25 protein-coding genes are annotated in these 24527 nt (G+C 43.5%); 22 read left to right on the forward strand and 3 right to left on the reverse strand.

The window, feature by feature from the left end; translation table 11 throughout:
- The first annotated feature begins 5 nt into the window (after window positions 1-5).
- From recN to HQ39_RS08075, 18 genes are all read left to right on the forward strand, one after another.
- The gene (gene recN / locus HQ39_RS07995; RefSeq protein WP_036865294.1) at window positions 6-1682 is read left to right on the forward strand and encodes a DNA repair protein RecN; all 1677 of its coding nucleotides are present in this window, start codon (window positions 6-8) and stop codon (window positions 1680-1682) included.
- Window positions 1683-1696: 14 nt separating this feature from the next.
- Window positions 1697-2434, forward strand: a complete 738-nt coding sequence (gene rlmB, locus HQ39_RS08000; RefSeq protein WP_036865414.1) for a 23S rRNA (guanosine(2251)-2'-O)-methyltransferase RlmB — start codon at window positions 1697-1699, stop codon at window positions 2432-2434.
- A 47-nt stretch (window positions 2435-2481) separates the two neighbouring features.
- Window positions 2482-2865 (forward strand): RidA family protein, encoded by a 384-nt coding sequence (locus HQ39_RS08005; RefSeq protein WP_036865295.1) that lies wholly within the window; start codon window positions 2482-2484, stop codon window positions 2863-2865.
- Window positions 2866-2907: 42 nt separating this feature from the next.
- Window positions 2908-3822 carry a 4-hydroxy-tetrahydrodipicolinate synthase gene (dapA, locus tag HQ39_RS08010; RefSeq protein WP_036865297.1) on the forward strand — a complete coding sequence of 305 codons (915 nt, stop codon included), beginning with the start codon at window positions 2908-2910 and terminating at the stop codon, window positions 3820-3822.
- A 251-nt stretch (window positions 3823-4073) separates the two neighbouring features.
- On the forward strand, window positions 4074-5300 hold the full coding sequence (locus HQ39_RS08015; protein ID WP_036865300.1) for an ROK family transcriptional regulator: 1227 nt from the start codon (window positions 4074-4076) through the stop codon (window positions 5298-5300).
- Window positions 5301-5345: 45 nt separating this feature from the next.
- Window positions 5346-7076: a DNA polymerase III subunit gamma/tau gene (gene dnaX, locus HQ39_RS08020; RefSeq protein ID WP_036865415.1), complete on the forward strand. Its 1731-nt coding sequence runs from the start codon at window positions 5346-5348 to the stop codon at window positions 7074-7076.
- Between the two features lie 7 nt (window positions 7077-7083).
- Entirely contained in the window at window positions 7084-7677 is a 594-nt protein-coding gene (locus tag HQ39_RS08025; protein WP_036865302.1) for a YqiA/YcfP family alpha/beta fold hydrolase, read from the forward strand.
- Complete coding sequence (locus HQ39_RS08030; RefSeq protein WP_052079550.1) at window positions 7665-8009, forward strand: FtsB family cell division protein; 345 nt, start codon at window positions 7665-7667, stop codon at window positions 8007-8009. Before HQ39_RS08025 ends, HQ39_RS08030 begins: the two co-directional genes overlap by 13 nt.
- 27 nt (window positions 8010-8036) lie before the next feature.
- Window positions 8037-8384 carry a hypothetical protein gene (locus tag HQ39_RS08035; RefSeq protein ID WP_152565544.1) on the forward strand — a complete coding sequence of 116 codons (348 nt, stop codon included), beginning with the start codon at window positions 8037-8039 and terminating at the stop codon, window positions 8382-8384.
- Between the two features lie 66 nt (window positions 8385-8450).
- Complete coding sequence (gene ybeY / locus HQ39_RS08040; protein ID WP_052079551.1) at window positions 8451-8918, forward strand: rRNA maturation RNase YbeY; 468 nt, start codon at window positions 8451-8453, stop codon at window positions 8916-8918.
- Window positions 8919-8940: 22 nt separating this feature from the next.
- On the forward strand, window positions 8941-9639 hold the full coding sequence (locus HQ39_RS08045; RefSeq protein WP_160216119.1) for a DUF4271 domain-containing protein: 699 nt from the start codon (window positions 8941-8943) through the stop codon (window positions 9637-9639).
- 35 nt (window positions 9640-9674) lie between these two features.
- Window positions 9675-10424, forward strand: a complete 750-nt coding sequence (locus HQ39_RS08050) for a uroporphyrinogen-III synthase (protein WP_036865306.1) — start codon at window positions 9675-9677, stop codon at window positions 10422-10424.
- Window positions 10425-10429: 5 nt separating this feature from the next.
- On the forward strand, window positions 10430-10840 hold the full coding sequence (locus tag HQ39_RS08055; protein ID WP_052079552.1) for a ribonuclease P protein component: 411 nt from the start codon (window positions 10430-10432) through the stop codon (window positions 10838-10840).
- Window positions 10840-11061, forward strand: a complete 222-nt coding sequence (gene yidD, locus HQ39_RS09480; protein WP_081964498.1) for a membrane protein insertion efficiency factor YidD — start codon at window positions 10840-10842, stop codon at window positions 11059-11061. The genes HQ39_RS08055 and yidD overlap by 1 nt, the downstream gene beginning before the upstream one ends.
- Window positions 11062-11082: 21 nt before the next feature.
- Window positions 11083-11760, forward strand: a complete 678-nt coding sequence (locus HQ39_RS08060; protein ID WP_081965420.1) for a TatD family hydrolase — start codon at window positions 11083-11085, stop codon at window positions 11758-11760.
- A 138-nt stretch (window positions 11761-11898) separates the two neighbouring features.
- A complete protein-coding gene (gene greA, locus HQ39_RS08065; RefSeq protein ID WP_036788268.1) occupies window positions 11899-12372 on the forward strand; it encodes a transcription elongation factor GreA in 474 nt (157 codons plus the stop codon).
- A gap of 35 nt (window positions 12373-12407) precedes the next feature.
- Window positions 12408-13703, forward strand: a complete 1296-nt coding sequence (gene tyrS / locus HQ39_RS08070; protein WP_036865421.1) for a tyrosine--tRNA ligase — start codon at window positions 12408-12410, stop codon at window positions 13701-13703.
- 19 nt (window positions 13704-13722) lie between these two features.
- Window positions 13723-14139, forward strand: a complete 417-nt coding sequence (locus tag HQ39_RS08075) for a rhodanese-like domain-containing protein (RefSeq protein ID WP_036865309.1) — start codon at window positions 13723-13725, stop codon at window positions 14137-14139.
- 182 nt (window positions 14140-14321) lie between these two features.
- Here the strand turns inward: HQ39_RS08075 and HQ39_RS08080 are convergent, their stop codons facing one another.
- Together HQ39_RS08080 and HQ39_RS08090 are read right to left on the reverse strand one after the other, a co-directional pair.
- Window positions 14322-14765: a methyltransferase family protein gene (locus HQ39_RS08080; protein ID WP_036865310.1), complete on the reverse strand. Its 444-nt coding sequence runs from the start codon at window positions 14763-14765 to the stop codon at window positions 14322-14324.
- Window positions 14766-15298: 533 nt separating this feature from the next.
- Window positions 15299-15691, reverse strand: a complete 393-nt coding sequence (locus HQ39_RS08090) for a hypothetical protein (RefSeq protein ID WP_036865315.1) — start codon at window positions 15689-15691, stop codon at window positions 15299-15301.
- An 890-nt stretch (window positions 15692-16581) separates the two neighbouring features.
- On the opposite strand from HQ39_RS08090, the gene gpmA reads away from it, so the two are divergent.
- A complete protein-coding gene (gpmA, locus tag HQ39_RS08095; RefSeq protein ID WP_036788258.1) occupies window positions 16582-17328 on the forward strand; it encodes a 2,3-diphosphoglycerate-dependent phosphoglycerate mutase in 747 nt (248 codons plus the stop codon).
- Window positions 17329-17433: 105 nt separating this feature from the next.
- Entirely contained in the window at window positions 17434-18615 is a 1182-nt protein-coding gene (locus HQ39_RS08100; protein WP_052079553.1) for a glycosyltransferase family 87 protein, read from the forward strand.
- A gap of 87 nt (window positions 18616-18702) precedes the next feature.
- Here HQ39_RS08100 and pnp read toward each other — a convergent pair whose 3' ends face one another.
- Window positions 18703-20919, reverse strand: a complete 2217-nt coding sequence (gene pnp, locus HQ39_RS08105) for a polyribonucleotide nucleotidyltransferase (protein WP_036865317.1) — start codon at window positions 20917-20919, stop codon at window positions 18703-18705.
- A gap of 874 nt (window positions 20920-21793) precedes the next feature.
- On the opposite strand from pnp, the gene HQ39_RS08110 reads away from it, so the two are divergent.
- Both HQ39_RS08110 and HQ39_RS08115 read left to right on the forward strand, forming a co-directional pair.
- Entirely contained in the window at window positions 21794-22885 is a 1092-nt protein-coding gene (locus HQ39_RS08110; protein ID WP_036865319.1) for a DUF4831 family protein, read from the forward strand.
- Between the two features lie 73 nt (window positions 22886-22958).
- Window positions 22959-24518 (forward strand): peptide MFS transporter, encoded by a 1560-nt coding sequence (locus tag HQ39_RS08115; protein WP_036865322.1) that lies wholly within the window; start codon window positions 22959-22961, stop codon window positions 24516-24518.
- The last annotated feature ends 9 nt before the right edge of the window (window positions 24519-24527 follow it).

Below are 24527 nucleotides of genomic sequence, written 5' to 3' on the forward strand. Positions count from 1 at the left end.
GTATTATGATAACGTCTCTCTACATTAAGAACTTTATTCTCATTAAGGAAACAAGGATTGATTTTACTTCCGGAATGACCTCCATCACAGGGGAAACCGGAGCTGGAAAATCTGTTCTTTTGGGAGCTATCGCCTTGATACTTGGAGGTCGGGCAGATGTTAAGACCATTCGAGAAGGAGAGACAAAAAGTGTTGTCGAAGCAACGTTTGATATTTCATTCCTTTCCGATATCAAGGAGATATTGAATAAGGAAGATTTGGATGCAGAGGACGATACCTGCACTTTCCGTCGAGAGATCTTGGCTTCCGGTAAGAGCAGGGCTTTCATAAATGATACACCGGTAACCGCTCAACAGATGAGAACTCTCGGAGAGCGATTGATAGATATCCATTCTCAGCACAACAATATGCTGATAGGAGAGTCTTCCTTTCAGATCTCCGTGCTTGATGTTGTCGGGCAAAACAGAGAGATACTTTCTCGTTACAGGGAACAGCTCCAACTCTACAAATCTCTAAAAAAAGCTTTGGAGAGAAGAACGCAAGAGTTGCAAAGGCAAAGTAGCGAACGTGAGTACATAGAGTATCAGTATCGCCAACTTGCCGAGGCTTCCCTTAAACCGCTGGAAGAGGAGCAGATGCAGAGCATACTGTCGCAGGCGCAGCACTCACAGGAGATAACGGAAGCAATCGGAAAGGTTGCATATCTATCCGATGCAGACGAAGTCCCTTCTGCTCTTTCTCAGATAGAGGATGCTGCCAAAGCTATGCAGGGTGTTCTCTCTTACTGGACAGATGCAGAGGGGTATGCAGAGCGATTGGAGAGTGTCAAGATAGAATTGAAGGAGTTGTCCAGAGAGTGCGCCCAAAAGATAGATGCTTTTGGTGCAAATCCTGCTCAAATTGAAGAGCTGACTCAAAGAATGGATCTCATACAGACACTCCTTCACAAGCATAAGAAAGAGAATACAAAAGAGTTGCTTGAATTGCAAGAGAGTTACAGGAAGTCTCTCGGTGCAATAGAAAACGGCTCAAGTGAACTTGAAGATATGGCTCAGGCTATGAATGTAGCTTATGCCGAGGTATTGGCTACTGCAAGAGAGCTTCATCTGTCCAGAGTCGAGGCGGCAAAAAGTCTCTCAGAACCTCTTGAAAGAGAACTTAAACAACTTGGTGTTGCAGGAGCATTATTCCGGATAGAGGTGGATTGGGAAGAGGGTAGTCTCTCTGAAAATGGGATGGACAAGGTTCGCTTTTTATTTTCTGCAAATAATCGTTCCGAGCTTCGTCCGATCAATGAAATAGCTTCCGGCGGAGAGATTTCTCGCTTTATGCTTGCTCTGAAAGCCATAATAGCACTACACTCCACTCTTCCTACAATCATATTCGATGAGATTGATACCGGAGTCAGTGGGCAGATCGCGGAAAGAATGGGTTTGATGATGAAGGACCTGGGGCATCGAGTACAGGTCGTTACCATAACACATTTGCCTCAGATTGCGGCATTGGCACAAGAGCAGCTTCGAGTATTTAAGAGGCAGGATGAACAAGGAGAGTATAATACTCATATAGATCATCTCTCCTACGAAGAGAGAGAAAAAGAGATCGCTTCAATGCTTAGTGGAAGTGTCCTGACGGACGAAGCTATCCATAATGCAAAGGTGCTTCTCAAACAGTATAAATGATAAAACAGATTCGTATGGCAGTAAAAGATAGCGAAATGATATTTGGACTTCGTGCCGTGATAGAGGCTCTTGAAGCCGGGCAGGAGTTGGATAAGATATTTGTACGTAGAGAGAGTAGAAGCGATCTGATGCATACTCTTCTTACAGCAGTCGGTGAGCGCAGTATTCCTATACGGAAAGTGCCGGTTGAGAAGCTCGATCGTCTTACTCGTAAAAATCACCAAGGGGTTATAGCATTTAAGGCCTCTACAACATATTATCGTTTGCACGAAGTGATTCCGGTCCTTTATGAAGAGGGATTGGATCCTTTTATTGTAGTTTTGGACGGAATAACGGATGTTCGGAACTTTGGTGCAATTGCCCGGACTTGCGAGTGTGCTGCGGTAGATGCTATTGTGATAGCGGAGCAGAATGCCGTCTCTGTAAATGGAGATGCCATTAAAACTTCTGCCGGAGCACTCAGTCGTATAGCCGTTTGTCGAGAACGAACCATGGGAGATATTCTTCACTACTTGAAAGATAGTGGTGTGCGTATCGTTGGAGCTACCGAAAAGAGTGATCTTACCTATACAAAGGGTAACTACACCGGTCCTCTTGCTTTGGTTTTGGGAGCAGAAGATACAGGGCTTTCTCCTTTGACGATGGAATTGGCAGATGAATTGGTTTCCATTCCTCTATTAGGAGAGATCGGTTCTCTCAATGTTTCCGTTGCGGGCGGTATTATAATGTACGAGGCAGTGAAGCAGCGATAAAAACAAGACAATATTTATAATCTAACCTAATACATAACAGAATTAAGATGAAAAAAGTAATCGACACCACCAATGCCCCTGCAGCCATTGGTCCTTATAGCCAAGGTATTCAAGCCGGACAGACATTTTATTTTTCAGGTCAGCTTGGTCTTGATCCGGCTACGGGAGCTTTCGTTTCAGAGACCGACGTAACAGCTCAGTGCGAACAGATATTCAAGAATATTCAAGCTCTTCTGACAGAAGTGGGTTGCACATTTTCTGATGTGGTTAAGACGACCGTTTTCCTTGCCGATATGGCTTATTTCGCAGAGATGAATGAAGTCTATGGCAAGTACTTCCAAGTTCCGTACCCTGCACGCTCGGCTGTGGCAGTGAAGACATTGCCAAAGAACGGACTTGTGGAAATAGAGGTGATCGTCGTTAAAGCATAGCTCATGCTATCTTGATTATTAAATAGCTTTTCTATTATTACTATGACCTGCAAGACGAATACTTTAGGAGGCTTTGGGGTGGCTCTTGTTACTCCATTTACTTCTGACTATGAGGTGGACTATTCAGCTCTTGAGAAATTGATAGAGTTTCAGATTGCAGGAGGAGTAGACTTTTTGGTGACGTTGGGAACAACGGCTGAGACACCCACTCTTACAGAAGAAGAGCAGATCAAGATAGTTGCATTTGTACAGAAGGTAGTGGACAAGAGAGTCCCTATCGTTGTCGGTATGGGAGGGAATGCCACAAGAGAGCTTTGCAAGAAAATACGTCGTTTTCCTATGGAGGGCATTTCTGCAATACTCTCAGTGGCACCCTACTATAACAAACCGTCTCAAGAGGGGCTGTATGCACACTTCTCGGAGGTAGTAGAAGCATCTTCTAAACCTGTGATTCTGTATAATATCCCCGGTCGTACAGGTGTCAATATGCAGGTGGAAACTGTCTTACGACTCTCACAAGCATTTCCTGACAAAGTCATTGGAATAAAAGAGGCTTCGGGATCTATTACCCAGATAGAAAGAATACTTAAACAGAGACCGTCAAACTTTGCTCTTTTTAGTGGGGATGACAGCTCTACCCTCAGCTATATCTCTATGGGGGGAGATGGCGTGATATCTGTCATTGGAAATGCGCTTCCTAAAGAGTTCGGAGGATTGGTCTCTCTCTGTCGTCAGGGAAAGTTTGCTGAAGCTGCCCATATGCAAAGGTCTTTGGTAGAGCTTTATGAACTCCTGTTCGTGGAAGGCAACCCCAGTGGTATCAAGAGTGCCTTACACTGTATGGGGCTTATTGAGAATATCCTTCGTTTACCTCTTGTCCCTTGTACTCCGGTTGTTTATTCTCGTATTCGTCAGTTTTTGTCCCGGATAGGATATTGTAGAATAGACAATCCTTAGCTTCAAGTTGTGGAGCTTCTTGTTTGAAACGAATGTGATGTAAAGCTCTTTTCATGTTATGGAAAAGAGCTTTTTCTGTTGTTTGGTGATAATTTTACTTATGATTTTGGGGATTTGCAGCTTCTTTATATCCGTTGTTTTCTATCTGTCAAAAATTTAAGAATCGTCTCTTTTGAAAGTCTCTTAAACAAATAGTTTTATCTATATTTGCACAGAAGCATCATCAATAGATAAATCCTCGCAATGCAGCAATGAATAAGAAGTTAGAACATTCCTTACAGTCAAGTGGAAAGAATCTTTTGCAGAAAAGAGAAATATTGGCATACCTGTTACGGGTAGGAAACTCTACCTTGACCAGTATCGCAAAGAATTTAGGATTGAGTCTGCCCACTACCAACAAGATTGTTATGGAGCTTTGCAAATCCGGCTGGATTGGGGATTGTGGAAAACTTGAAGCTGGTGGAGGAGGAAGACACCCGTTCCTATATGGCGTGAACGCGGATTGTGCGCATTTTTTGGGGATTGATTTCGGAGTCAATACCATCAACATTGCTTTGATGAACTTTGCCGGAGAGATTGTGGAGACATCCATGGAGATGCCTTTTCGCTTTGAGAATACAATGGAGTGTCTCCAGAATATTGTTGCGGAGATAAAGATATTTTTGGCTCGCCCGACTGTGGATCGAGATAAGATATTCAGTGTCGAGATCAATATGTTTGGTCGGGTAAATCCGGAGACCGGATATAGTTATAGCTACTTTAACTTCTTCAATGAGCCTTTGACTAACTATTTTAATGAGCACCTTGGCATAGAGACCTATATTGATAATGACTCAAGGGCGTGTGCTTATGGTGAATACATCACTCATTATGCTCCGATGGAGTCTAATATGCTTTTCGTAAATGCTGCTTGGGGATTGGGTCTCGGAGTTATCGTCAATGGTAGGCCCTACAATGGTAAGAGCGGATTTGCCGGAGAGTTTGGACACATCCACGCCTATGATAATGAAATCATTTGTCGTTGTGGAAAGAAAGGTTGTCTTGAAACGGAGGCTTCCGGGAGTGCCATACATCGGAAGTTTATAAACAGAATTCAGAATGGAAGTAGCTCTATTCTACTTGCAGAAAAGAACTATTCTCCTGAGACAATAGAAAATGTATCGCTCGAAGAAATCTTGGAAGCTACCATAAAAGAGGATATTCTCTGTATAGAGATTCTTGAAGAGATTGGACAGGAGTTAGGCAAACATATTTCCGGATTGATCAATCTCTTTAATCCCAACGTTGTAGTTCTTGGGGGGCTACTTTGCAAGACAGGAGACTACATTATACAGCCGCTTAGGACGGCTATTCGGAAGTACTCTCTTAATATGGTCAACCAGGATACCACGCTCCGGAATTCACAACTCGGAGATATGGCAGGAGTCGTAGGAGCCTGTATGCTCGCAAGGCATAAAATTTTTACAGAGGGAATTTAAGGGGAAATCCGTTTTAACGTTCCTCTAATGATATATGCGGAAGCAATGAGTCAGTATATTGTATCGGCAAGAAAATATAGACCTGCTACATTTAGAAGTGTGGTAGGACAGGATGCCTTATCAACCACTTTGAAGAATGCCATTACGGAAGATAAGCTTGCACATGCTTATCTATTCTGTGGTCCTCGTGGAGTGGGAAAGACTTCTTGTGCTCGGATATTTGCGAAAACAATAAACTGTACTAATAGGACTTCAGAGGGTGAGGCTTGTAATGCTTGTGAGAGCTGTAAGATGTTCAATGAACAGAGTTCTTACAACGTTATAGAATTGGATGCTGCGTCCAATAACTCTGTGGATGAGATGCGAAATCTTATAGATCAAGTACAAGTCCGCCCCATGACCGGAAGATATAAGGTCTATATCATTGATGAGGTGCATATGCTTTCTTCATCGGCATTTAATGCTTTTCTTAAGACCTTGGAGGAGCCACCGGCTCATGCAATATTTGTTCTTGCTACAACAGAAAAACACAAAGTCCTGCCTACGATACTTTCGCGTTGCCAGACTTTTGACTTTAATCGTATTTCTGTTCCGGATATTGCTAACCATCTTGCTTATGTCGCCTCACAAGAGGGAGTATCTGCAGAGCCCGAAGCATTACAGACAATAGCCGTACATGCCGATGGTGGGATGAGAGATGCTCTTAGCATATTTGACCAAATAGCGGGCTTTACACAAGGAAATATCACGTACCAATCTGTTCTGGAAAATCTTAGGAAGCTGGACGAGGCTCTTTACTTTAGATTCTTGGCCTATGTCTTAAGAGGGGACTATCATCAATGCCTGCTTTTATTGGAGGAGGTTCTTGTCAAAGGTTTTGATCCTCTTCAGGTTATGACAGGACTCTCGGCGTTCTTCCGCAATGTATTATTGACTCAAGACCCTAGAACGGCCTCCATGCTTGAAGTAATAGATAGTGTAAGAGGACGCTATATAAAAGCTGCACAGACTTGCTCCAAAGCCATGATTTGGAATTGTCTGAAAATCTCTGTCGGCTATGAGGAGAAGTATAGACAGCTTTCCAGTAAAAGACTTTCTGCGGAAGTTGCTCTCATCAATATGTGTGCACAGAATAGTTCGGAACTAAATTCTTCTACAAACACACCTCCTCAGACAGATCAGAGAGAACCTTCCGGACGAGATACCTCGAGGAGTAATGTAGAACCAAATCCTGCACTGTCAACTTCCATATTGAGGGAGTCTCCTTCTCTTACATATAATACTCCCGTAACTCCTCCGCAAAAGCTTCAGAGGGAAGCCTATAAGAGCAAGTTTAGCTTCTCTATTTCTCATGCCAATCATAATGAAGAAAAGGAGCAGGAAAGTACATCGGAAACGGATCTGAGAGACAACACTTTTACAGAGGAACAGCTTATTAAGGCTTGGCAGAAGTTCGCAGGAATGCAGGATGGACGTATAATCCTTAAGAGAACTCTTATGGATTGTAGACCGAGTATCGGAAGTACTACCAAAGATGTCTGTGCTCTAACGTATAATCTTCAAAGCAAAATAGAAATAGAGCGAGTAAAAGATGAGCTTCTCATATTTTTACGGGAAGAGTTGTCCAATGACTATATCACTCTTTCCACGCTGCTATTGGATGGTCATAAGGATGCTATCCCGACGAAGATAGAAGATAAGTTGGAGTATTTTAGAAATATCGACTCGCGCTTTTCGGAAATAGAGGAATTGTGGAAGCTTGTGTTGGTGAGATAGAGCTTAGATGAATACTCTTACTATCCTTTATCTGCACGGTTTAACTTCTTCATATATGAGTTCTTGTGGTCGATTCTTGAGGGATCTTCTTCCTAAAGATCACATCCTTACACCGGACATCCCTCTTGATGCTCATGAAGCTCTGCATTTCCTTTCGGATATTGTGAATCGAGAGGAACCGGATGTGATTATAGGAAGTTCAATGGGAGGTTTTTTTGCTCATCAACTTCCGGCAAAGAAGAAGATCCTTATCAATCCTGCGTTTACAACATCTGAAGTGATGGGGCGTTATAAAGGACTTCGCTTGAGATTTTATCACGAGAGGTTTGATCCGGATGAGGAAGATTTTGAGGTAACAGAAGATTTATTGCTCTCGTACGTAGAGGTTGAGTCTGAGCAGTGGAAAAGAATTTCCGAAAAGGATATAGAAGCAACTTTCGGAATATTTTCCTTGCAGGATGAAGTTATAAAGCAAGACGATCTGTTTGATAAGTATTACAGAAACAAGATTTACATAGAAGCCATGCATCAGCTTTCTTATGAAGAGGTGGAGGCTTATGTTATTCCTGAGATTGAACATTTTAGATTATGCCAGAAATAGATATTCAACGAGCAACAAAAATTGTTCGGAAGATTTCCGGAAAAATTACTCCCGGACGACTCTTTGCCATACTGATTGCACTATTCTTACTTTGGCCCAGTGATGATAATTTGTACAATCAGATGAAGTACTATGACCAAATCAATGAGTTGGAGAGAGAGAAAGCAGAGTTACAAAAGCAGATTGCAACAGAGAAAGAGATGTTGGAGGAGCTGCAGTTCGATAAGTCTGAGTTGGAGAGATTTGCTCGTGAGACATTTTTAATGAAGGCCCCCAATGAAGATCTTTACATCATAGACAGAGAGAAAGTGAAGAACTTATCAGGCTCGTAGATAACAATATAAATAATAGAGATATTCATGTCATCGGAAAAAAGAATGCCCAAAGGCTATATTGCCGTACTTTTAGGGACGTTCATTACAATGGGAGGAACGTTCCTTGTTTTTCTTGGATCTCAAAGCGGTTTTTTTATTTACACTTTTGGGGTGCTGTTACTATTGTTGTACTATTTTCTGTCCATTCCTAAGAGAGATAAAGATGTCTCTCCGACTAAACGACGTTTGCATCGTATAGGTTTTTTGGGGGCTGTGGCAATGGCTGTGGCTGCGTACTTTGTTTACACTGCATCGAATTTGTGGATGCTTTTATTCTGTATCGGTTCTGCGCTACATGCGTGGTATATATTTAGGGATGGCGTTAGAAGCTAAGCATATAAGATAGATTTCTTACCTTTGCAATGGTTGGTGTTATTATTCTTTAATTCCTATTGAGCCATGAGTAGATCTGCAGATATTATATTTACAACAGAAAATGACAATATAAAAGTTCCGGGATTCAGGCGCCGTGTCATTACAAATTGGATTAGAGAAGTTGCGGAGTTGAAAGGTAAGCGTGTAGGGGAGATCACTTACGTTTTTTGTGATGATCGCTTCATAAGAAGACTCAACAAAAAAAGTCTCAACCATGACTATGAGACAGATATTCTAACATTTGACAACTGTGTAGACGATCTTCTCTTTGCTGATATTGTCATCAGTCTTGAAACGATTGATAGTAATGCCTCAATCTTTGGCGAACCGTCTTACCGAGAACTTCTTCGTGTGATGATTCATGGCGTATTGCATCTTTGCGGATATAGAGATGCCACAGAGGAAGAACAACAAACTATGAGACAGGAAGAAGATGCGGCTCTTGCCCTTCTTCCGGAAAAATACGAAGAGATCTGGACTAGGCGTTCTTGATATTAAAACGTTGCACGTTTTCGTGAACTTTCCCTCTTTCCCGATTCAATTTCAAGGAGAGGCTCCTGAACCTCCCGGATATGACAGCACATTTTTTGTGTTTTCTCTTGTCTTTCTATTGCTTCTTTTCGCCGTGATGTATGCGCTTCATCCCAACTACTCTCTTGGAAGTATCAAAGGAGCTTTAAGACTTAAGCCGCAAGATGCGCTGGGGGAAAATATATATGGCTTCTCCTTTGGGATGAAATTCTTTTTGGGCTTGCAAGGTTTTCTGCTGGCTTCTTTAGTCCTGTTTCTCTCCGTAGAGTCTTATCTTTCCGATCCTTTCTTCTCTACGTCTCGGTTCTTATTGATAGCCGCAGGGGCTGTCCTTATTTTTATAGTTTTTCATTGGATTATCAGGTCTGTTATAGGGGCTATCTTTATGACAGCAGAGACAAAGAGACTATGGCAGTTCCAGGAGTTTGTTCTGTTTACAACATGGGGAGCATTTCTATATTTGCCTTTTGCCTTATTCTTGAGCTGGAGTAGCAACAAAAGCAGTGCTATATGGCTCTTTTTAGCTCTATTTCTTCTTTACCGACTAACCTCCTTTTATAAGTCTTGGAAGTTAATAGAGTTTAATCTTCGTTATTCATTACATCTAATTTTGTACCTTTGCGCCTTGGAAATACTACCCTTTGTTGCTGTGTGGCAATTTATTCGTAGTATGAGTGTGTGATAATCCTAATCTTAGAAGAACAGGATACGACTTTAATGAGCGCAAAAATAAAAAGAATATTGGTGTCTCAGCCGGCACCGGTAACAGGAAAGTCCCCATATATAACATTGTCTGAGCAGTATGGTTTTGAGGTGGACTTTAAGCCGTTTTTCTCTATCCAAACGCTTGGAACAAGGGAGTTTCGTGATCAGAAAGTTAATATCTTAGATCATACAGCTATCATTTTTACCTCCAGAACAGCGATAGACCATTTCTTCAAGCTTACTCAAGAGTTGCGTTTGACAATGCCGGAAGATATGAAGTATTTTTGCCATAGTGCGGCTATTGCATCTTATTTGCAGAAGTATATTGTGTATCGCAAGCGCAAAGTGTTTTATCACGAAAGCGGGCAGGCGGCTCAGTTTCATGCTCTCTTGCTTAAGCACAATAAGGAGACTTACTTCATTCCCGGAATAGAAGGACTAAAGGAAGATATTGTTGCAGTATTGGATAGTAAAAAGATTCCTTATTCTACCAGTGCGATATACCGCTCTGTTCCTAATGGCTTTACAAAAGAAGAGATAGATGGGTATGATCTTCTCATATTCTTCAGCCCCAATGGCGTAACCTCTCTAAGGAGCAACTATCCTGAGTATAAGCAAAACAAACAGCTTCTTGCTTGTTTCGGGGAAGCTACTGCTTCGGCTCTTAGAGAAAATGGACTTGAAGTGAACATTGAAGCTCCGTCTCCAGAGTTCCCTTCAATGACTGCTGCTCTTGAGCACTACATTAAGAAGCATAAGTAAAACAGGTGTCCAAAGCTACATTCCCAAAGTCGCAACGTCTTTATCTTAATTCTCATAAAGAAAGGGTATTCTCTTCTCGTACCGGATTTGTAGCTTATCCTTTCAAGGTTGTTTATGCCTGTGGAAAAGAGATAGACATGCTTGCTCCCGTGGAACTGTTGGTAAGTGTTCCGAAAAAGCGGCTCAAGCATGCGGTAGACAGGAATCTTGTAAAAAGAAGAACCAAAGAAGCTTATCGTCTTCACAAGAACGAGTTGCTGGCTCAAGCCGAAAAGAGTTTCGGCCTTCTTGTTGCTTTTCTTTATATAGGAGATGGCATTTCCTCCTATTCTGCGATAGAGCAGGGAGTGAAGAAGGCTCTGCGGAAACTCACTGAGGTTTGTCGCTCTTTGGAACGAAAGGAGGAAACAGAATGATAAAGAAACTATTGGTGCAGATACTGCTTTTACCGATCTACTTCTATCGGAAGTGCATTTCTCCATATACTCCTCCGAGTTGTAGATTCTCGCCAACTTGCAGCACCTATGCCGTTCAGGCTCTTCGGAAGCATGGTCCGTTCAAGGGTTTATATCTTACCGTTCGACGCATCTTAAGGTGTCATCCGTGGGGCGGAAGCGGATACGACCCCGTACCATAGTCTTTTCAGGCGATAAAGATAATGCAATACATAGACAGCCATACACATCTATCGCATCTGCGACAATATGCAGACCGACCGGATTGTATGGCTCTTTTTGTAGTAGATCCCATACAAGAAGAGCTGCCTTCCGGCTCCAATTTCCTTACCATAGGCATACATCCGATGTCTCTTAGGCACGATTTGACCATAGAAGAGGGAGAATCCATTCTGCGTGAATACTTGCAGAATCCTAAGGGAAACAGTGTTGTGGCGATTGGAGAGATTGGTTGGGACAGACGTTCATCCATCTCTCTTGACGAGCAGACCGCATGGGTCGAAATGCAGCTGCGTATAGCATCCGAGTATTGCCTGCCCTGCTTCTTTCACATGGTAGGTGGTTGGGACAGGCTGTTGTCTCTTGCATCCGTGAGAGGGCTCTTGCCCGATCCTCCTGCTTGGATTGTGCATGGGTTCAGAGGGAAGCAGATGCTTTTGGAACAGCTTTATCGGGCAGGCATTATGGTCTCTCTCCGAATTGTTCCGAGTGATACCGACCTTCTATCATGGCTGAAAGAGAAGCCGTTTCTCTTGGAAAGCGATGAGAGCAGTCAGGACATAGCGGATGTTTATAGTGTATTTGCCGAGGCTTTGGGCATCTCGATAGAGGATCTTAAGGTGCACATTTATAAAGCATTCCTTGCTAATATCCATATTTAACCTTAACTTTGTCCGAGTAAATACCTTATTGTGAATATTTTCATGTTTTTAGATCGAGGCGAAAGTCTTGGTCTAAATATTTTTTATACCTCATCCCTGTGGCGTGAGGTCTCAATATTTTGAAACAAACTTTATATTATGGCAGGATATACACTCCTTACGGAAGAAGGATACAACAAGCTTGTAGAGGAGATAAAGAAGCTCGAATCGGTGGACAGGCTTGATGTGATTAACCAGATTGCAGAAGCGAGAGACAAGGGAGACCTTTCCGAAAATGCAGAATACTCTGCTGCGAAAGAGGCTCAAGGGCTATTGGAAGCACGTATAGCTCAGTTGCGCTCCAAGTTGATGAATGCACGCATTGTGGATACATCTAAGATTGGTACGGACATAGTGCACATGCTGAATAAGGTAACCATAAAGAACAAAGCCAACAATGCTGTCATGACTTATACTCTGGTTTCGGACACAGAGAGCGACTTACGTGCCGGTAAGATCTCCATATCCACTCCCATTGCTCAAGGTCTTGTAGGAAAGAAGGTCGGGGATGTGGTTGAGATAAAAGTGCCGAGCGGTACTGTAACATTCGAGATCATGAAGATTGAAATTTAAGCATACATATACATTAAGCCATATATACCAAGATGATAAATTTTGTTGAAGAACTCCGCTGGAGAGGTATGATCCATGACATGATGCCCGGTACGGAAGAACTCCTGATGAAGGAGATGACTTCTGCTTATGTGGGTATAGACCCTACGGCGGACTCTCTACACATAGGACACCTTGTGGGTGTCATGATGCTTCGTCACTTTCAGAGAGCGGGACACCGCCCCATAGCTCTTGTTGGAGGAGCTACCGGGATGATTGGAGACCCATCCATGAAAAGTGCCGAAAGGAAGTTGATAGACGAGGATACCTTGCGTCATAACCAGGAGGCAATACGCAAACAGCTGGCAAAATTCCTCGATTTTGAGAGCGATGCCCCTAATGCAGCCAAGTTGGTGAACAACTACGACTGGATGAAAGAGTTCAGCTTCTTGGACTTTATCCGGGATGTCGGCAAGCATATCACTGTAAACTACATGATGGCAAAGGACTCTGTAAAGAAGAGAATTTCCGGAGAGAGTGGAGAAGGGCTTTCATTTACCGAGTTTTCTTACCAGCTGATACAAGGCTACGACTTTACCTATCTCTACCAACATGAAGGTTGCCGTTTGCAGATGGGAGGATCCGACCAGTGGGGTAATATTACCACCGGTACGGAACTCATTCGCCGGACATTGGGAGGCGAAGCATACGCTCTCACTTGTCCGCTTATCACCAAGGCTGATGGTGGTAAATTCGGGAAAACAGAGAGTGGAAACATCTGGCTGGATCCGAAATACACCTCTCCGTATAAGTTTTATCAGTTCTGGCTCAATGTCTCGGATGCAGACGCAGCCAAGTACATTAAGATCTTTACATCCCTTACCAAAGAGGAGATTGCGGCATTGGAAGAAGAGCAAGCTGCTGCACCTCATCTGCGTCCTTTGCAAAAGAGACTTGCGGAAGAGGTTACCTGTATGGTACATTCGAGAGAAGCCTACGAGTCCGCCGTGGAAGCGTCTGCCATCCTTTTTGGAAATGCAACCAGAGAAGCACTTACCAAGCTGGACGAAGATACACTTCTTGCACTCTTTGAAGGTGTCCCATCTGCTACACTGCCCATGGATAAGATCAACGGGGAGGGTATCAACATATTGGATCTATTAGCCGATGAGGTTGCAATGTTCCCCTCTCGTGGAGAGCTTCGTAAGCTTCTAAAGAGTGGAGGAGTGAGTATAAACAAAGAGAAAGTAGAGAGTGAGGGGATGGTATTGACCTCTTCGGATCTTCTTGCCGGAAAGTATATCCTTGCACAGAAAGGCAAGAAAAACTACTTCCTTATCACTTTCGCTTAAACCATAAAGTAGAGGAGTCATGAATTATAAGAGAGTTATAGCAGCACTATTTGTGGTATCCGCTCTTGCTGTTGCTGCCTTGTTCGTCGGTTGCAAGAGTTCCTCTCCGCAAGAGACAGTCCAAACAATTACAAATGTGGAAGTATCACAGCTGGACAAACTATTGGAAGCAAATCCCAATATGCAGATTGTCGATGTTCGGACTAAAGCCGAGTATGATGCCGGCTTTATATCGGGAGCCATTCTGATAGATGTTACTCAGAACGACTTCCTGGAGAGAGCATTGAAGGTTCTTGATCCGAAAAAGCCCGTTCTTGTTTACTGCAGATCCGGAGGTCGTTCGCTCAGAGCTGCAAAGATGCTTTCTGCAAAAAACTTTACCATTTATAATCTGAATGGTGGCTATACGGCTTATGTCGCATATAAGAAGGGATAATAGCCGGATATTTTACGAGAAAATAAAACAGAGAATCGGGATTGTAATCTTTACGATCCCGATTCTTTTTTATCTCCTCTCTTGAATATCTGTCTCCCCTCAAGAATATAATTTATTGAAGATTTCAGCTGAATACCTCTCTTGGTTGCATATACCCCGAAGATTAAAAGAGACTACTTTGCCTATATCCATCGTCCGGTCTTTTGACAATACTCCTCGAACGACTTCCCGAATTTGGCCGTCAGTACCTCTTCTTCGGGACGGATCTGAAAGTAGGTCATACACACCATAAAGCCGGCTACACCGAGCAAGGTAAGCATTTCACCCAGCCAAAAGCCCCATCCTCCCAGTATTATTGCCATGCCCAAATACATCGGGTTACGGCTTAACGCATAGATCCCGGAGGTTACAAGCTCATTACAATCTTCAATCTTATAGGGATTGACCGTTGTTCGAGCTTTTCTAAAAGCTACTACACCGGCAAGAGCAACACCTCCTCCAATAAGAATAAGTGCGCCTGCCATTAACAGCGACCGAAATCTTATGACCGAAACATGGCGTTCTATGATCCACATCAGCGCGGCAAATAGTGCAAATACTCCCACCGGCGGAATTTTTAGTTTCATATCACTCTTCTTTTTCAGTTGCTAAAGATATTGGTTATCATTTTTTTGAAGTTATATATTTTGACTTTTAAATTGTTCTGTCTTTATTGCGTATATAGCAATATAAAAGAGACCACTAAGGAGAAGATTGTGTATATCCTATCGCCCTTGAAGGCCTCTTTGGCTTCATGCATAAGTCTTTATTCTGTGGCAATTCTTAGTGCAAATCGCAAGTGAAGAAATTATGCATTAAATTTTTGTCTTAGATCATTAGATGATACGAAGAATAAATATAGATGAAATTAATATGGTGAAGATAACAATAAAGATATCCAAGATTCCCTTTTTAAGCTTTTTGTATAGCATGTATAAAAGGATGAGGATAGGGAATATCTCTAGAGAGAAAAAGAAAGAATTAACCGCATTCCCCGGATAGTCGAAAAGCAATTGAGCTATAAGTAGCAATGGGAAAATAATGTTGTGTGTCTTTCTGCTAAAGTTCTCTTCTTTCCCTATTTTATCATTATCTCCAAAAACGACTCTCACATGACTTATTATTTTATGCAATCTAGATAATCTTGATCTGCATCTTTGTAGCATGCTACATGATAAGCTATAGAGGCAGAAACACCCACAGCCGCACTTGCCCCTCCTGATACAGGAATTAAAATGAGAGAACTTACCAATTCATCATGTGCTAGAAGTTGATTATTCATGATACTACCTTCCGAGATAATTTGACTAGAGTTATCTACAAGAATTTTATTTAGAATCGTATAAAATTCTTCTGTAACTCCTCTCTCTTTAATATCCACGAGGAGTTTTTCTGGATTGTCCAGGTACTCTTCAGGGTGAAAGTCTTCGGTACTTCTTGTTTTGCGACTATTACCTGTGTGTTTTCTTACAAAAGAATAAACATTAGATTCAAAATCATCAATATTCTCCATTTCTTTCGGTGTGATTGGAGTTTTGCGAATTGTGGGGTTGACTCTCTCTAAAAGATCTTTAAACTGCTTGTTTAGTGAGACTATTTTTTGATCAATGCTTTTGTCTGAAGGATCTTGGTAGTCAAGGTTCTTTTTGCAAGATGTAGATGCAATAGTTGTTAGAACAAATAATAGGAGAATAATTCTTTTTATTGTTTTTAATTTTTTTGTGAAACTTGATTGTGTTTTTTGTTGAGCTCATACGGTGGGTAAAGATAGACTATTTTTCTACTAAACAAAAATAGCCGGATTTATGAAAAGATCTTTATTTGAGATTCTTAGAGAATTCTTAATGCGATTGTGAAAATCCTTTATAATAAGGGTTTTAATTGGAATTTATTCAAAGGAAAGTATCCGTTTTAAATATTACCCTGTTTTAGACCAAGGAGGAATTTTGAATTTAGTTAAATCATTTTTTTGTTAAAATTGGGCAGATAGAGGTTAGGCCTTGACGTCCCCTTTTTAGGGTATATTTTGAACATATTTGTATTCTCGCTTGAAAGCGTTTAGAGTTTTCTTTAAAGCTATTGGAAGTTTTGTTTCAGGGCATGGTTTGTGAAAGTCAGGGTTCGAGGAGTGGAAATCGGGGCTTGAATAATGGCAATCGTGCTTCGGTTTGGAGATGTGAATGCGTTGAGCGGAGAAAATGAATACGATAAAGAGAACTTTTGTACGCATTTATCCTCTTTTATGTCCGCACAGAAGAGAAAAAGGGGGAGGGGTGAGAGTGTGAGTATGGCTCTTTGCTTGTGATAAATATTCGTTATCTTTGTGAAAGGCAATGGCAGAAGAGCTAAAGCCTTGCAGGATAGAATTTAATTCACATACATAATCCATAGAAGATATCAGACATGAAAAGACTTGTCCTTATTCGCCACGGGGAAAGCCAGTGGAACAAAGAGAACAGATTTACAGGCTGGACAGACGTTGATCTTTCCGAGAAAGGCATAGAAGAAGCAATCAAAGCAGGTAAGGAGATGAAAGCTGCCGGATTCCGTTTCGGTAAGGCTTACACTTCATACTTGAAGAGAGCGGTGAAGACCCTTAACAATGTATTGGATCAGATGGATCTGGACTGGATCCCGGTAGAGAAGCATTGGGTGCTGAACGAAAAGCACTACGGTATGTTGCAAGGGCTTAATAAGGCGGAGACTGCAGAGAAGTACGGCGATGAGCAAGTACATATCTGGCGTCGCAGCTACGATATTCCTCCCACACCTCTTGACGAAAGAGATGAGCGTGCACCGCATAACGATCCTCGCTATGCAGGGGTAGACAGAAAGCTGCTTCCGCTTACAGAGTCGCTTAAAGACACCGTGGCTCGTATATTGCCATACTGGGAGGGTACTATCTTCCCAACCCTTAAAGAGCATGACGATGTCCTTGTGGCAGCGCATGGCAATAGCCTTCGTGGTATTATCAAGGTGTTGAAGAACATTTCGGACGAAGACATCGTAAGCCTTAACCTGCCAACGGCTGTGCCTTACGTATTCGAGTTTGACGACAACTACAATCTGGTAAAAGATTATTTCATCGGCGATCCGGAAGAGATCAAGAAACTGATGGATGCCGTAGCAAATCAGGGCAAGAAGAAGTAAAGATAGTTTTATAGCTATCCGAAGCCATCGCAGAGCTGTTGCTTTGCGATGGCTTTTCTTATCTTTGTGTGGCTGTTTGTCGGCACTATCCGAAAAACCGAGTAGATGGAGAAAAAAAGTGTAGTATCTGTGTTGGGAGCATTGGGCAGAAGCTCTCGTACTCCTTTGGTGGTGTGGGGAGCCGTCTTGCTGTTTGCCTGCTTTAAGAAAATGGCAAGGGGGAAGTTTAACAACTATCGGATTTTCGAGAGGAGTTGGGATCACTTCCTGCAACATCAAGACCTGTATGCCTACTATCCGGCAGAGTATCACGACCGCTTCTTGTATGGTCCGCTCTTCACGCTGGTTATAGCTCCTTTCTCCATGTTACCGCCTGTTGCGGGTGTCGTGCTGTGGCTCATCGTGAGTACAGCCATGCTTTTCTATGCCATCAAGAGCATTCCCGGTCTCTCCATGTCCGGCAGGGCGGTGATCTTTTGGGTTACAGCCAATGAGCTGTTGCTGGGTCTTCTGATGGAGCAGTACAATGTCCTCATTGCCGCACTGCTGATTTTCTCCTATGTTTTCACCGTCAAGGAGAAGCCTTGGGCTGCTACGTTTTTCATCGCTTTGGGCTTTCTGACCAAGATATATGGCATTGCGGGGCTATGCTTCTGGCTCTTCTCCAAGAAGAAAAAGAGCTTCCTGCTCTCCTTCTTCTTTTGGACGCTTCTACTCGGACTGCTTCCGATGCTTGGCGGATGGGATTATGCCGTGGAGCAGTACCGAAACTGGTTGGCGGCTTTGGGTGGAAAGAATACGCAGAATATGTTTGCTCTGATGCAGAACATGGGTCTGGTGGGAATGATTCGCAAGCTGTCGGGAGCCGAACAGTATAGCGACCTGCTGGTGATAGTGCCGGGGATGTTGCTTTTCCTCCTTCCGCTTCTTCGCTTCAAGGCTTATGAGAGTGCGCTGTTCAGGCGCTCGGTCTTGGCATCACTGCTGCTGTTTATTGTGCTGTTCAGCTCCGGAACGGAGTCCAACACTTATATCATAGCCTATATCGGCATTGCGCTGTGGTGGATAGACAGAGACCGAAACAGCCCGTACCATATATGGGATGCCGTACTGCTTACGGGAGCGATGATTTTCAGCTTTACCACCAGCGATCTGATGCCGAAAACGCTTAAAAATGAGATACTCCTTCCTTATGCCATAAAGGCTCTCTTCCCTTCGCTGATATGGTTGAGGTTGCAGCTCTCCCTGCTCTTCTCCTCTCGTTATCTGCTGAAAGAGAAAGCCTGACAGGGGTAAAGTGACGGCAAGAATATGAAAAAGGCACGTACCGGACAGGTGCGTGCCTTTTCTCTTATGTATCGGATGTTCCGAATGTTACTCGTTATTGTTTCTGCGAGGTCTGTGTACGAATCGCTCTTGTCGTTCCGGTCTCTCTTGACGAGGAGGTCTGTTGTTGCCTTCAGGTGCTTTATAACCTTCGGGTTTCTCCAACAATGCCTTTCTCGAAAGCTTGAACTTTCCGGTCTTTGGATCTATTTCGATCAACTTCACTTCTATTTCCGCTCCTTGTTGCAAACCGGTTTCTTCGATTGTTTCAAAGCGTTTCCAGTCTATTTCGGAGATGTGAAGAAGTCCGTCTTTACCCGGCAAGAACTCTACGAATGCACCGTAAGGCATCAGCGAGCTTATCTTTCCGGTGTAGACTTTATCCACTTCCGGAACGGCAGCAATAGAGTTGATCATCGCCAAAGCCTTGTCGATGCTCTCTTTGTTTGTACCGCTCACTTCGATGAGACCCATTCCATCCACCTCTTCAATATTGACATTGGCTCCGGATTTCTCTTGTATGCCTTGGATGATCTTGCCTCCGGGGCCTATCACAGCACCGATAAGCTCTTTCGGTATGCGTAGATTGACGATGCGTGGAGCGTGTGGCTTGAGATCTTCTCTCGGTTCGGTGATCGTCTCCATGATCTTACCCAAAATGTGCATACGTCCCTCACGTGCCTGTGCCAGCGCATTTTCGAGGATCTCATAGGATAGACCGTCCACCTTGATGTCCATCTGTGTTGCAGTGATACCTTTCTCCGTACCGGTTACCTTGAAGTCCATGTCTCCCAAGTGGTCTTCATCGCCAAGGATATCCGAGAGTATCGCATAGTTTTGACCCTTGTTCTCGGAGATAAGTCCCATGGCAATACCACTGACAGGGCGGGTAATGTTTACCCCTGCATCCATAAGAGCAAGCGTTCCGGCACATACGGTAGCCATGGAGCTGGATCCGTTACTTTCAAGAATATCGCTCATCACACGCACGACATAAGGATACTCTTTTGGTATCATGCGTTTGAGTGCACGGTGAGCAAGGTTTCCGTGTCCGATCTCTCTACGTCCCACTCCGCGTTGAGGGCGAGCCTCTCCTGTGGAGAACGGAGGGAAGTTGTAGTGTAGCAAGAATCTTTCCTTGCCGTGGAAGAGTACATCGTCCACCAGTTTCTCATCACTCTTTGTTCCGAGCGTTACCGTTGTAAGCGATTGGGTCTCTCCACGTGTGAAGATAGAGCTGCCATGAGGTCCGGGAAGGCAGTCTACCTCCGACCATATAGGGCGAATGGTGCGCGTGTCTCTACCATCGAGACGTTTGCCTTCGTCAAGTATTGCACGGCGCATAGCCTCTTTCTCTACATCGTGATAGTAACGAGCGATGAGGGGAGCCTTTGTTTCGAGCTCTTCTTCTGTGTATTGAGCCTTGAACTCTTCCACTATCGCTTCAAATGCTGCTGCGCGTTCGTGCTTGGACGATCCGCTTACAGCCACGGCATAAACTTTGTCGTAAAGATCTGTTCGTACCTTTGAGCGCAACTCCTCATCATGCTCTTCGTGGCAGTATGTACGCTTTTCGGTTGTGCCGCAAGCCTGCATAAGCTCTATCTGTGCCTGGCATTGCGCTTTGATCGCTTCGTGTGCAACCTTTATGGCATCCAGCATTTCTGCTTCGGATACTTCGTTCATTTCGCCTTCGACCATCATGATATTGTCTAGCGTTGCAGCCACTACCATGTCGATGTCTGCGCTTTCGAGCTGTTCAAAGGTCGGGTTGATGACAAACTTTCCATCTATTCGTGCTACTCTCACTTCGGAGATCGGGCCGTTGAATGGTATGTCTGAAACGGCAAGAGCAGCAGATGCAGCCAATCCTGCAAGTGCGTCCGGCATATCTACGCCATCGGCTGAGAAGAGTATAACATTAACGAAGACTTCTGCGTGGTAATCGTCCGGGAATAGAGGCCGAAGGGCACGGTCGATGAGTCTGGAAGTTAAGATTTCGTAGTCTGAAGCCTTACCTTCACGTTTGGTAAATCCTCCTGGAAAACGACCGAAAGCAGAAAACTTCTCTTTGTAATCTACTGAAAGGGGCATAAAATCAACGCCCGGATTGGCGTCTTTTGCAGCTGTCACGGTGGCCAACAATACGGTGTTGCCCATGCGCACCGTTACCGAACCATCTGCTTGCTTGGCGAGTTTGCCGGTTTCAATGACAATCTCTCTACCATCAGCCAGCGTGATGGTTTTTGAAATAGGTTGAATCATACTTGATTTGTTTATTTAATCTTTTATCCGCTGAATTATCGTACAAATGTAGCTAAATATTTGGTCTCCACCATGTATCGGTATCATTATTTCTGTTTTTGTACTCTGTTTCACGGTTTGTTGTGTACTATTTTTTGTGTTTCGGGGGAAAAAGGAAAAAACGAACCCGAAAATCTCCTCTCCGAATGGTGATTTTTATATATTCCATACCGATGTCTCCGGCTTATTTTTGCCCTTATCTATTTTGATCGGAGGGGTCGTTTTCAGAGGTGTACCGGATTTGTTAAATCAGCTCGTTTTATTAACACAAATTTCGATGTCTGTTAAGCCAAAACGCTAAACGAGCATATTCTTTCGGCTTAACGTGTTTAATTTTTCAACGAACACGTTTAGTGATTTCATTTAATACGTTTACCGGATTCGATTAAAGTGTTTAGCTAAAACGATTAAAACACTAACAATCAATCGTCTACGTATTTTTGCCCTAAAATGCCCCTGAAAAGGCAAATTTCTTTATTAGGAAACGTTTACAGGAATGGATGTTAAAATTTACACCTATTAACGCGAAAAAGCCCCATCAAACGGACTGAGAAAAAATTTTTTGCGAATTCGCAATGGTTTGTAAGTATCTTGTTTGTAGTAAGTTATGGGTTTTCGTCTGAAAGGAGAGTGTGAGCAAGAGAAATTTTGAGTGCTTCCGACGCAAAATTTTGGAACTCCGTTTTTATATAAAAGCTCCCGAAAAATGCCCCCTTTTTATGCTTCCCTTTATTCTTTTTGCTGTCACGGATTTTCACTTTATATAGCAAACACTACGGAAAACAAGAATTTTTGTTAGCTTTGCACATAAACCGTCTAAAAATGCCATTTGCATATGCATAAGATCTTTTACACTCTTTTCTTAATGCTTGCGCTATCTTTTTGGGGCGTGGAAGCACAGACAAAAGTGGAAAAACATACAGACACAGGCGGAAAAAAGTCGCCGGGAGTCGTCTATTCACTGCCTGAGACTAAGATTCGCCTGCATCTGCTGGTGGAGAAGAAAGTCTCTACTCCCGGAATCTACGCACGTTTCTCCAGACAACATTTAGGATTAGAGGCTATTTCGGTAGCGCGTACTCTGTACGAACTAAAGGGTATCAGACTTGAAACCTACGGCATCCCCGATAGAGACAAGGTGTATCATGTTCAGTTCAAAGAGGGCAGTGTGGCTCCTTTTGTGATGCTGACGGAGGACGGATTGCTTTGTGCCATCAACACGGAGTACACTCCCAATGAGATACAACCGTTTGCAGAAGAGATTCGCAAGGCGGAAGAGGCAAATGTTCGTCGCTCCGAGCCATCGTTCTCTCCGGAATATCTGCAAGCCACATCCCCTCAAAAGCGAGCAGAGATTGTCGCTCGTGAGATACACACACTGAGAGAAGCGCGCACTTCTATCGTTAGTGGCGAAGCGGAACAGTCTTTTCCCGATGGGCAGGCATTGAAGTTGGCATTGGACAATATCAATGCTCAAGAGAGAGCGTTATCCGAGCTGTTTACCGGCTATACTACTTCGACGCTCGAACGGATCACCATAGATAACCTCTCTGCCGACTCTATATCCAACAGTGTGGCTTTCAGATTTTCCGAAATGGAGGGTGTACTGGATAAGGAAGATCTTTCCGGCGAACCGATCTATATGGGTGTTAAGATAGAAGATCAAGCCCCGGCACTCACTCCGAAAGAGGCAGAAAAGGCAGAAAAATCACTCAAAGGGATTGTCTATAATCGTCCCGGACGTGTGGAGATTACCCTTAGGAGAGATGGTAAGATACTGTTGCAAGAGAAGGTATATATCGCTCAGCTCGGAACGAAAGAGGCTTTGGCTCCGGCTCTTTTCAATAACAAAAAGCACGCTCCTGCCGTTATCCGCCTCACTTTCTTCCCTGCAACGGGAGCACTGGAAAGGATCTACGAGCAGTGATGCCCTCTTTCTTTCTCTTTCATAAATGAAAAAATCAATATTTATAAACTTATAATCCAATCACTAAATTTCAATGGGACAGAACGTAAAGCAAAAGACGAAGCACCCTAATGGGCTTATAGCGGCAGCTCTGGCGAACATGGGAGAGCGCTTTGGTTTCTACACGATGATGGCTATCCTTGTACTCTTCTTGAGTGCAAAGTTTGGCTTGGCTGAAGATGAGGCAGGACTTATCTACTCTTTCTTCTATTTCGGAATCTACGCATTGGCTATAATCGGAGGACTTGTAGCAGACCGTACTCGTAACTACAAGAGAACGATCATCATGGGACTTGTCATGATGACTGTCGGATACGGTATGCTCTCTATTCCTACCACAATCACACAGGACTCGAAGACCATTATGCTCGTCTTTACCTGCGTGGCTCTTTTCGTGATAGCCCTTGGTAACGGTTTCTTCAAAGGTAACTTGCAGGCTCTTGTAGGACAGATGTACGACAAGTCCGGCGTGGATAGCAAAACACGTGATGCGGGTTACACCATCTTCTACATGTTTATCAACATCGGTTCTATCTTTGCTCCTTGGGTGGCTCCTGCCGTTCGCTCCTGGTGGTTGAAGATTCACGGATTCACTTATAACGGTCAGCTTCCTGAGCTTTGCCACAAGTATCTCAACGGTGAAACGCTTTCGGACACTGCTGCTGCCAACTTTACAACATTGGCGGGAGAGGTGTCTTTGAACGGTGCACCTACCGATCTTGGTTCTTTTGCAGCGGAATACTTGCACGTTTTCAATACCGGATTCCACTACTCTTTCGGTGTTGCCATCGTGGCGATGCTTATTTCATTTGCCATCTTTATGCTTAACAAGAAAAAATTTCCGGATCCGGGAACTGCTGCGGTTAAGCATGACGGAAAACCTGCAGAGCTTGTTCAAGAGATGGATCCTGCAGAAGTACGTCAGCGTATAATGGCTCTTGGTGCTGTTATGCTCGTTGTTATCTTCTTCTGGTTCTCATTCCACCAAAACGGTTTGACGCTTACATTCTTTGCTCGTGACTTTACGAAGCTCGATCTGTTCGGCTTTGCCTTAGAGCCTGAAATGTTCCAGAGTGCGAATCCATTCTTTGTGGTTACTCTTGCACCTATGGTCTTGGCGTTCTTTGGCTTGTTGGCAAACAGTGGTTACAACGTAAGCACCCCGATGAAGATTGCCATCGGTATGGGACTTGCCGCTATCGGTTTCATACTTATGACCATGGGATCTTTCGATCTTCCATTGTTGTCAGAGATGAAAGAGATGAGCACCGAACAACAAAACTTGGTTAAGGTTACTCCTTGGTTGCTTATCGGTACATACTTTGTTCTTACTGTTGCAGAGTTGTTTATCTCTCCGCTTGGTTTGTCGTTCGTATCTCAAGTGGCTCCTCCAAAGCTTCAAGGTTTGATGCAAGGTATGTGGCTTCTTGCGACAGGACTTGGAAACCAACTCCTGTTCATTGGTGCAATCCTCTACAAGAACGTTCCTCTATGGCTCACATGGTCGGTATTCGTTGTAGTATGTCTGATCTCCATGGTGATTATGTTCTCTATGGTAGGTTGGTTGAACCGAGTAACTTCTCAAAAGAAATAATTGATCATC

It is taken from the genome of Porphyromonas sp. COT-108 OH2963 (assembly GCF_000768895.1).
GTDB lineage: Bacteria > Bacteroidota > Bacteroidia > Bacteroidales > Porphyromonadaceae > Porphyromonas_A > Porphyromonas_A canoris.

Excerpts from the sequence above, each read along its gene's own strand:
- recN (WP_036865294.1), top strand. The coding sequence starts at position 6 with ATGATAACGTCTCTCTACATTAAGAACTTTATTCTCATTAAGGAAACA.
- rlmB (WP_036865414.1), top strand. The coding sequence starts at position 1,697 with ATGGCAGTAAAAGATAGCGAAATGATATTTGGACTTCGTGCCGTGATA.
- HQ39_RS08005 (WP_036865295.1), top strand. The coding sequence starts at position 2,482 with ATGAAAAAAGTAATCGACACCACCAATGCCCCTGCAGCCATTGGTCCT.
- dapA (WP_036865297.1), top strand. The coding sequence starts at position 2,908 with ATGACCTGCAAGACGAATACTTTAGGAGGCTTTGGGGTGGCTCTTGTT.
- HQ39_RS08015 (WP_036865300.1), top strand. The coding sequence starts at position 4,074 with ATGAATAAGAAGTTAGAACATTCCTTACAGTCAAGTGGAAAGAATCTT.
- dnaX (WP_036865415.1), top strand. The coding sequence starts at position 5,346 with ATGAGTCAGTATATTGTATCGGCAAGAAAATATAGACCTGCTACATTT.
- HQ39_RS08025 (WP_036865302.1), top strand. The coding sequence starts at position 7,084 with ATGAATACTCTTACTATCCTTTATCTGCACGGTTTAACTTCTTCATAT.
- HQ39_RS08030 (WP_052079550.1), top strand. The coding sequence starts at position 7,665 with ATGCCAGAAATAGATATTCAACGAGCAACAAAAATTGTTCGGAAGATT.
- HQ39_RS08035 (WP_152565544.1), top strand. The coding sequence starts at position 8,037 with ATGTCATCGGAAAAAAGAATGCCCAAAGGCTATATTGCCGTACTTTTA.
- ybeY (WP_052079551.1), top strand. The coding sequence starts at position 8,451 with ATGAGTAGATCTGCAGATATTATATTTACAACAGAAAATGACAATATA.
- HQ39_RS08050 (WP_036865306.1), top strand. The coding sequence starts at position 9,675 with ATGAGCGCAAAAATAAAAAGAATATTGGTGTCTCAGCCGGCACCGGTA.
- HQ39_RS08060 (WP_081965420.1), top strand. The coding sequence starts at position 11,083 with ATGCAATACATAGACAGCCATACACATCTATCGCATCTGCGACAATAT.
- greA (WP_036788268.1), top strand. The coding sequence starts at position 11,899 with ATGGCAGGATATACACTCCTTACGGAAGAAGGATACAACAAGCTTGTA.
- HQ39_RS08075 (WP_036865309.1), top strand. The coding sequence starts at position 13,723 with ATGAATTATAAGAGAGTTATAGCAGCACTATTTGTGGTATCCGCTCTT.
- HQ39_RS08080 (WP_036865310.1), bottom strand. The coding sequence starts at position 14,765 with ATGAAACTAAAAATTCCGCCGGTGGGAGTATTTGCACTATTTGCCGCG.
- HQ39_RS08090 (WP_036865315.1), bottom strand. The coding sequence starts at position 15,691 with ATGGAGAATATTGATGATTTTGAATCTAATGTTTATTCTTTTGTAAGA.
- gpmA (WP_036788258.1), top strand. The coding sequence starts at position 16,582 with ATGAAAAGACTTGTCCTTATTCGCCACGGGGAAAGCCAGTGGAACAAA.
- HQ39_RS08100 (WP_052079553.1), top strand. The coding sequence starts at position 17,434 with ATGGAGAAAAAAAGTGTAGTATCTGTGTTGGGAGCATTGGGCAGAAGC.
- pnp (WP_036865317.1), bottom strand. The coding sequence starts at position 20,919 with ATGATTCAACCTATTTCAAAAACCATCACGCTGGCTGATGGTAGAGAG.
- HQ39_RS08110 (WP_036865319.1), top strand. The coding sequence starts at position 21,794 with ATGCATAAGATCTTTTACACTCTTTTCTTAATGCTTGCGCTATCTTTT.
- HQ39_RS08115 (WP_036865322.1), top strand. The coding sequence starts at position 22,959 with ATGGGACAGAACGTAAAGCAAAAGACGAAGCACCCTAATGGGCTTATA.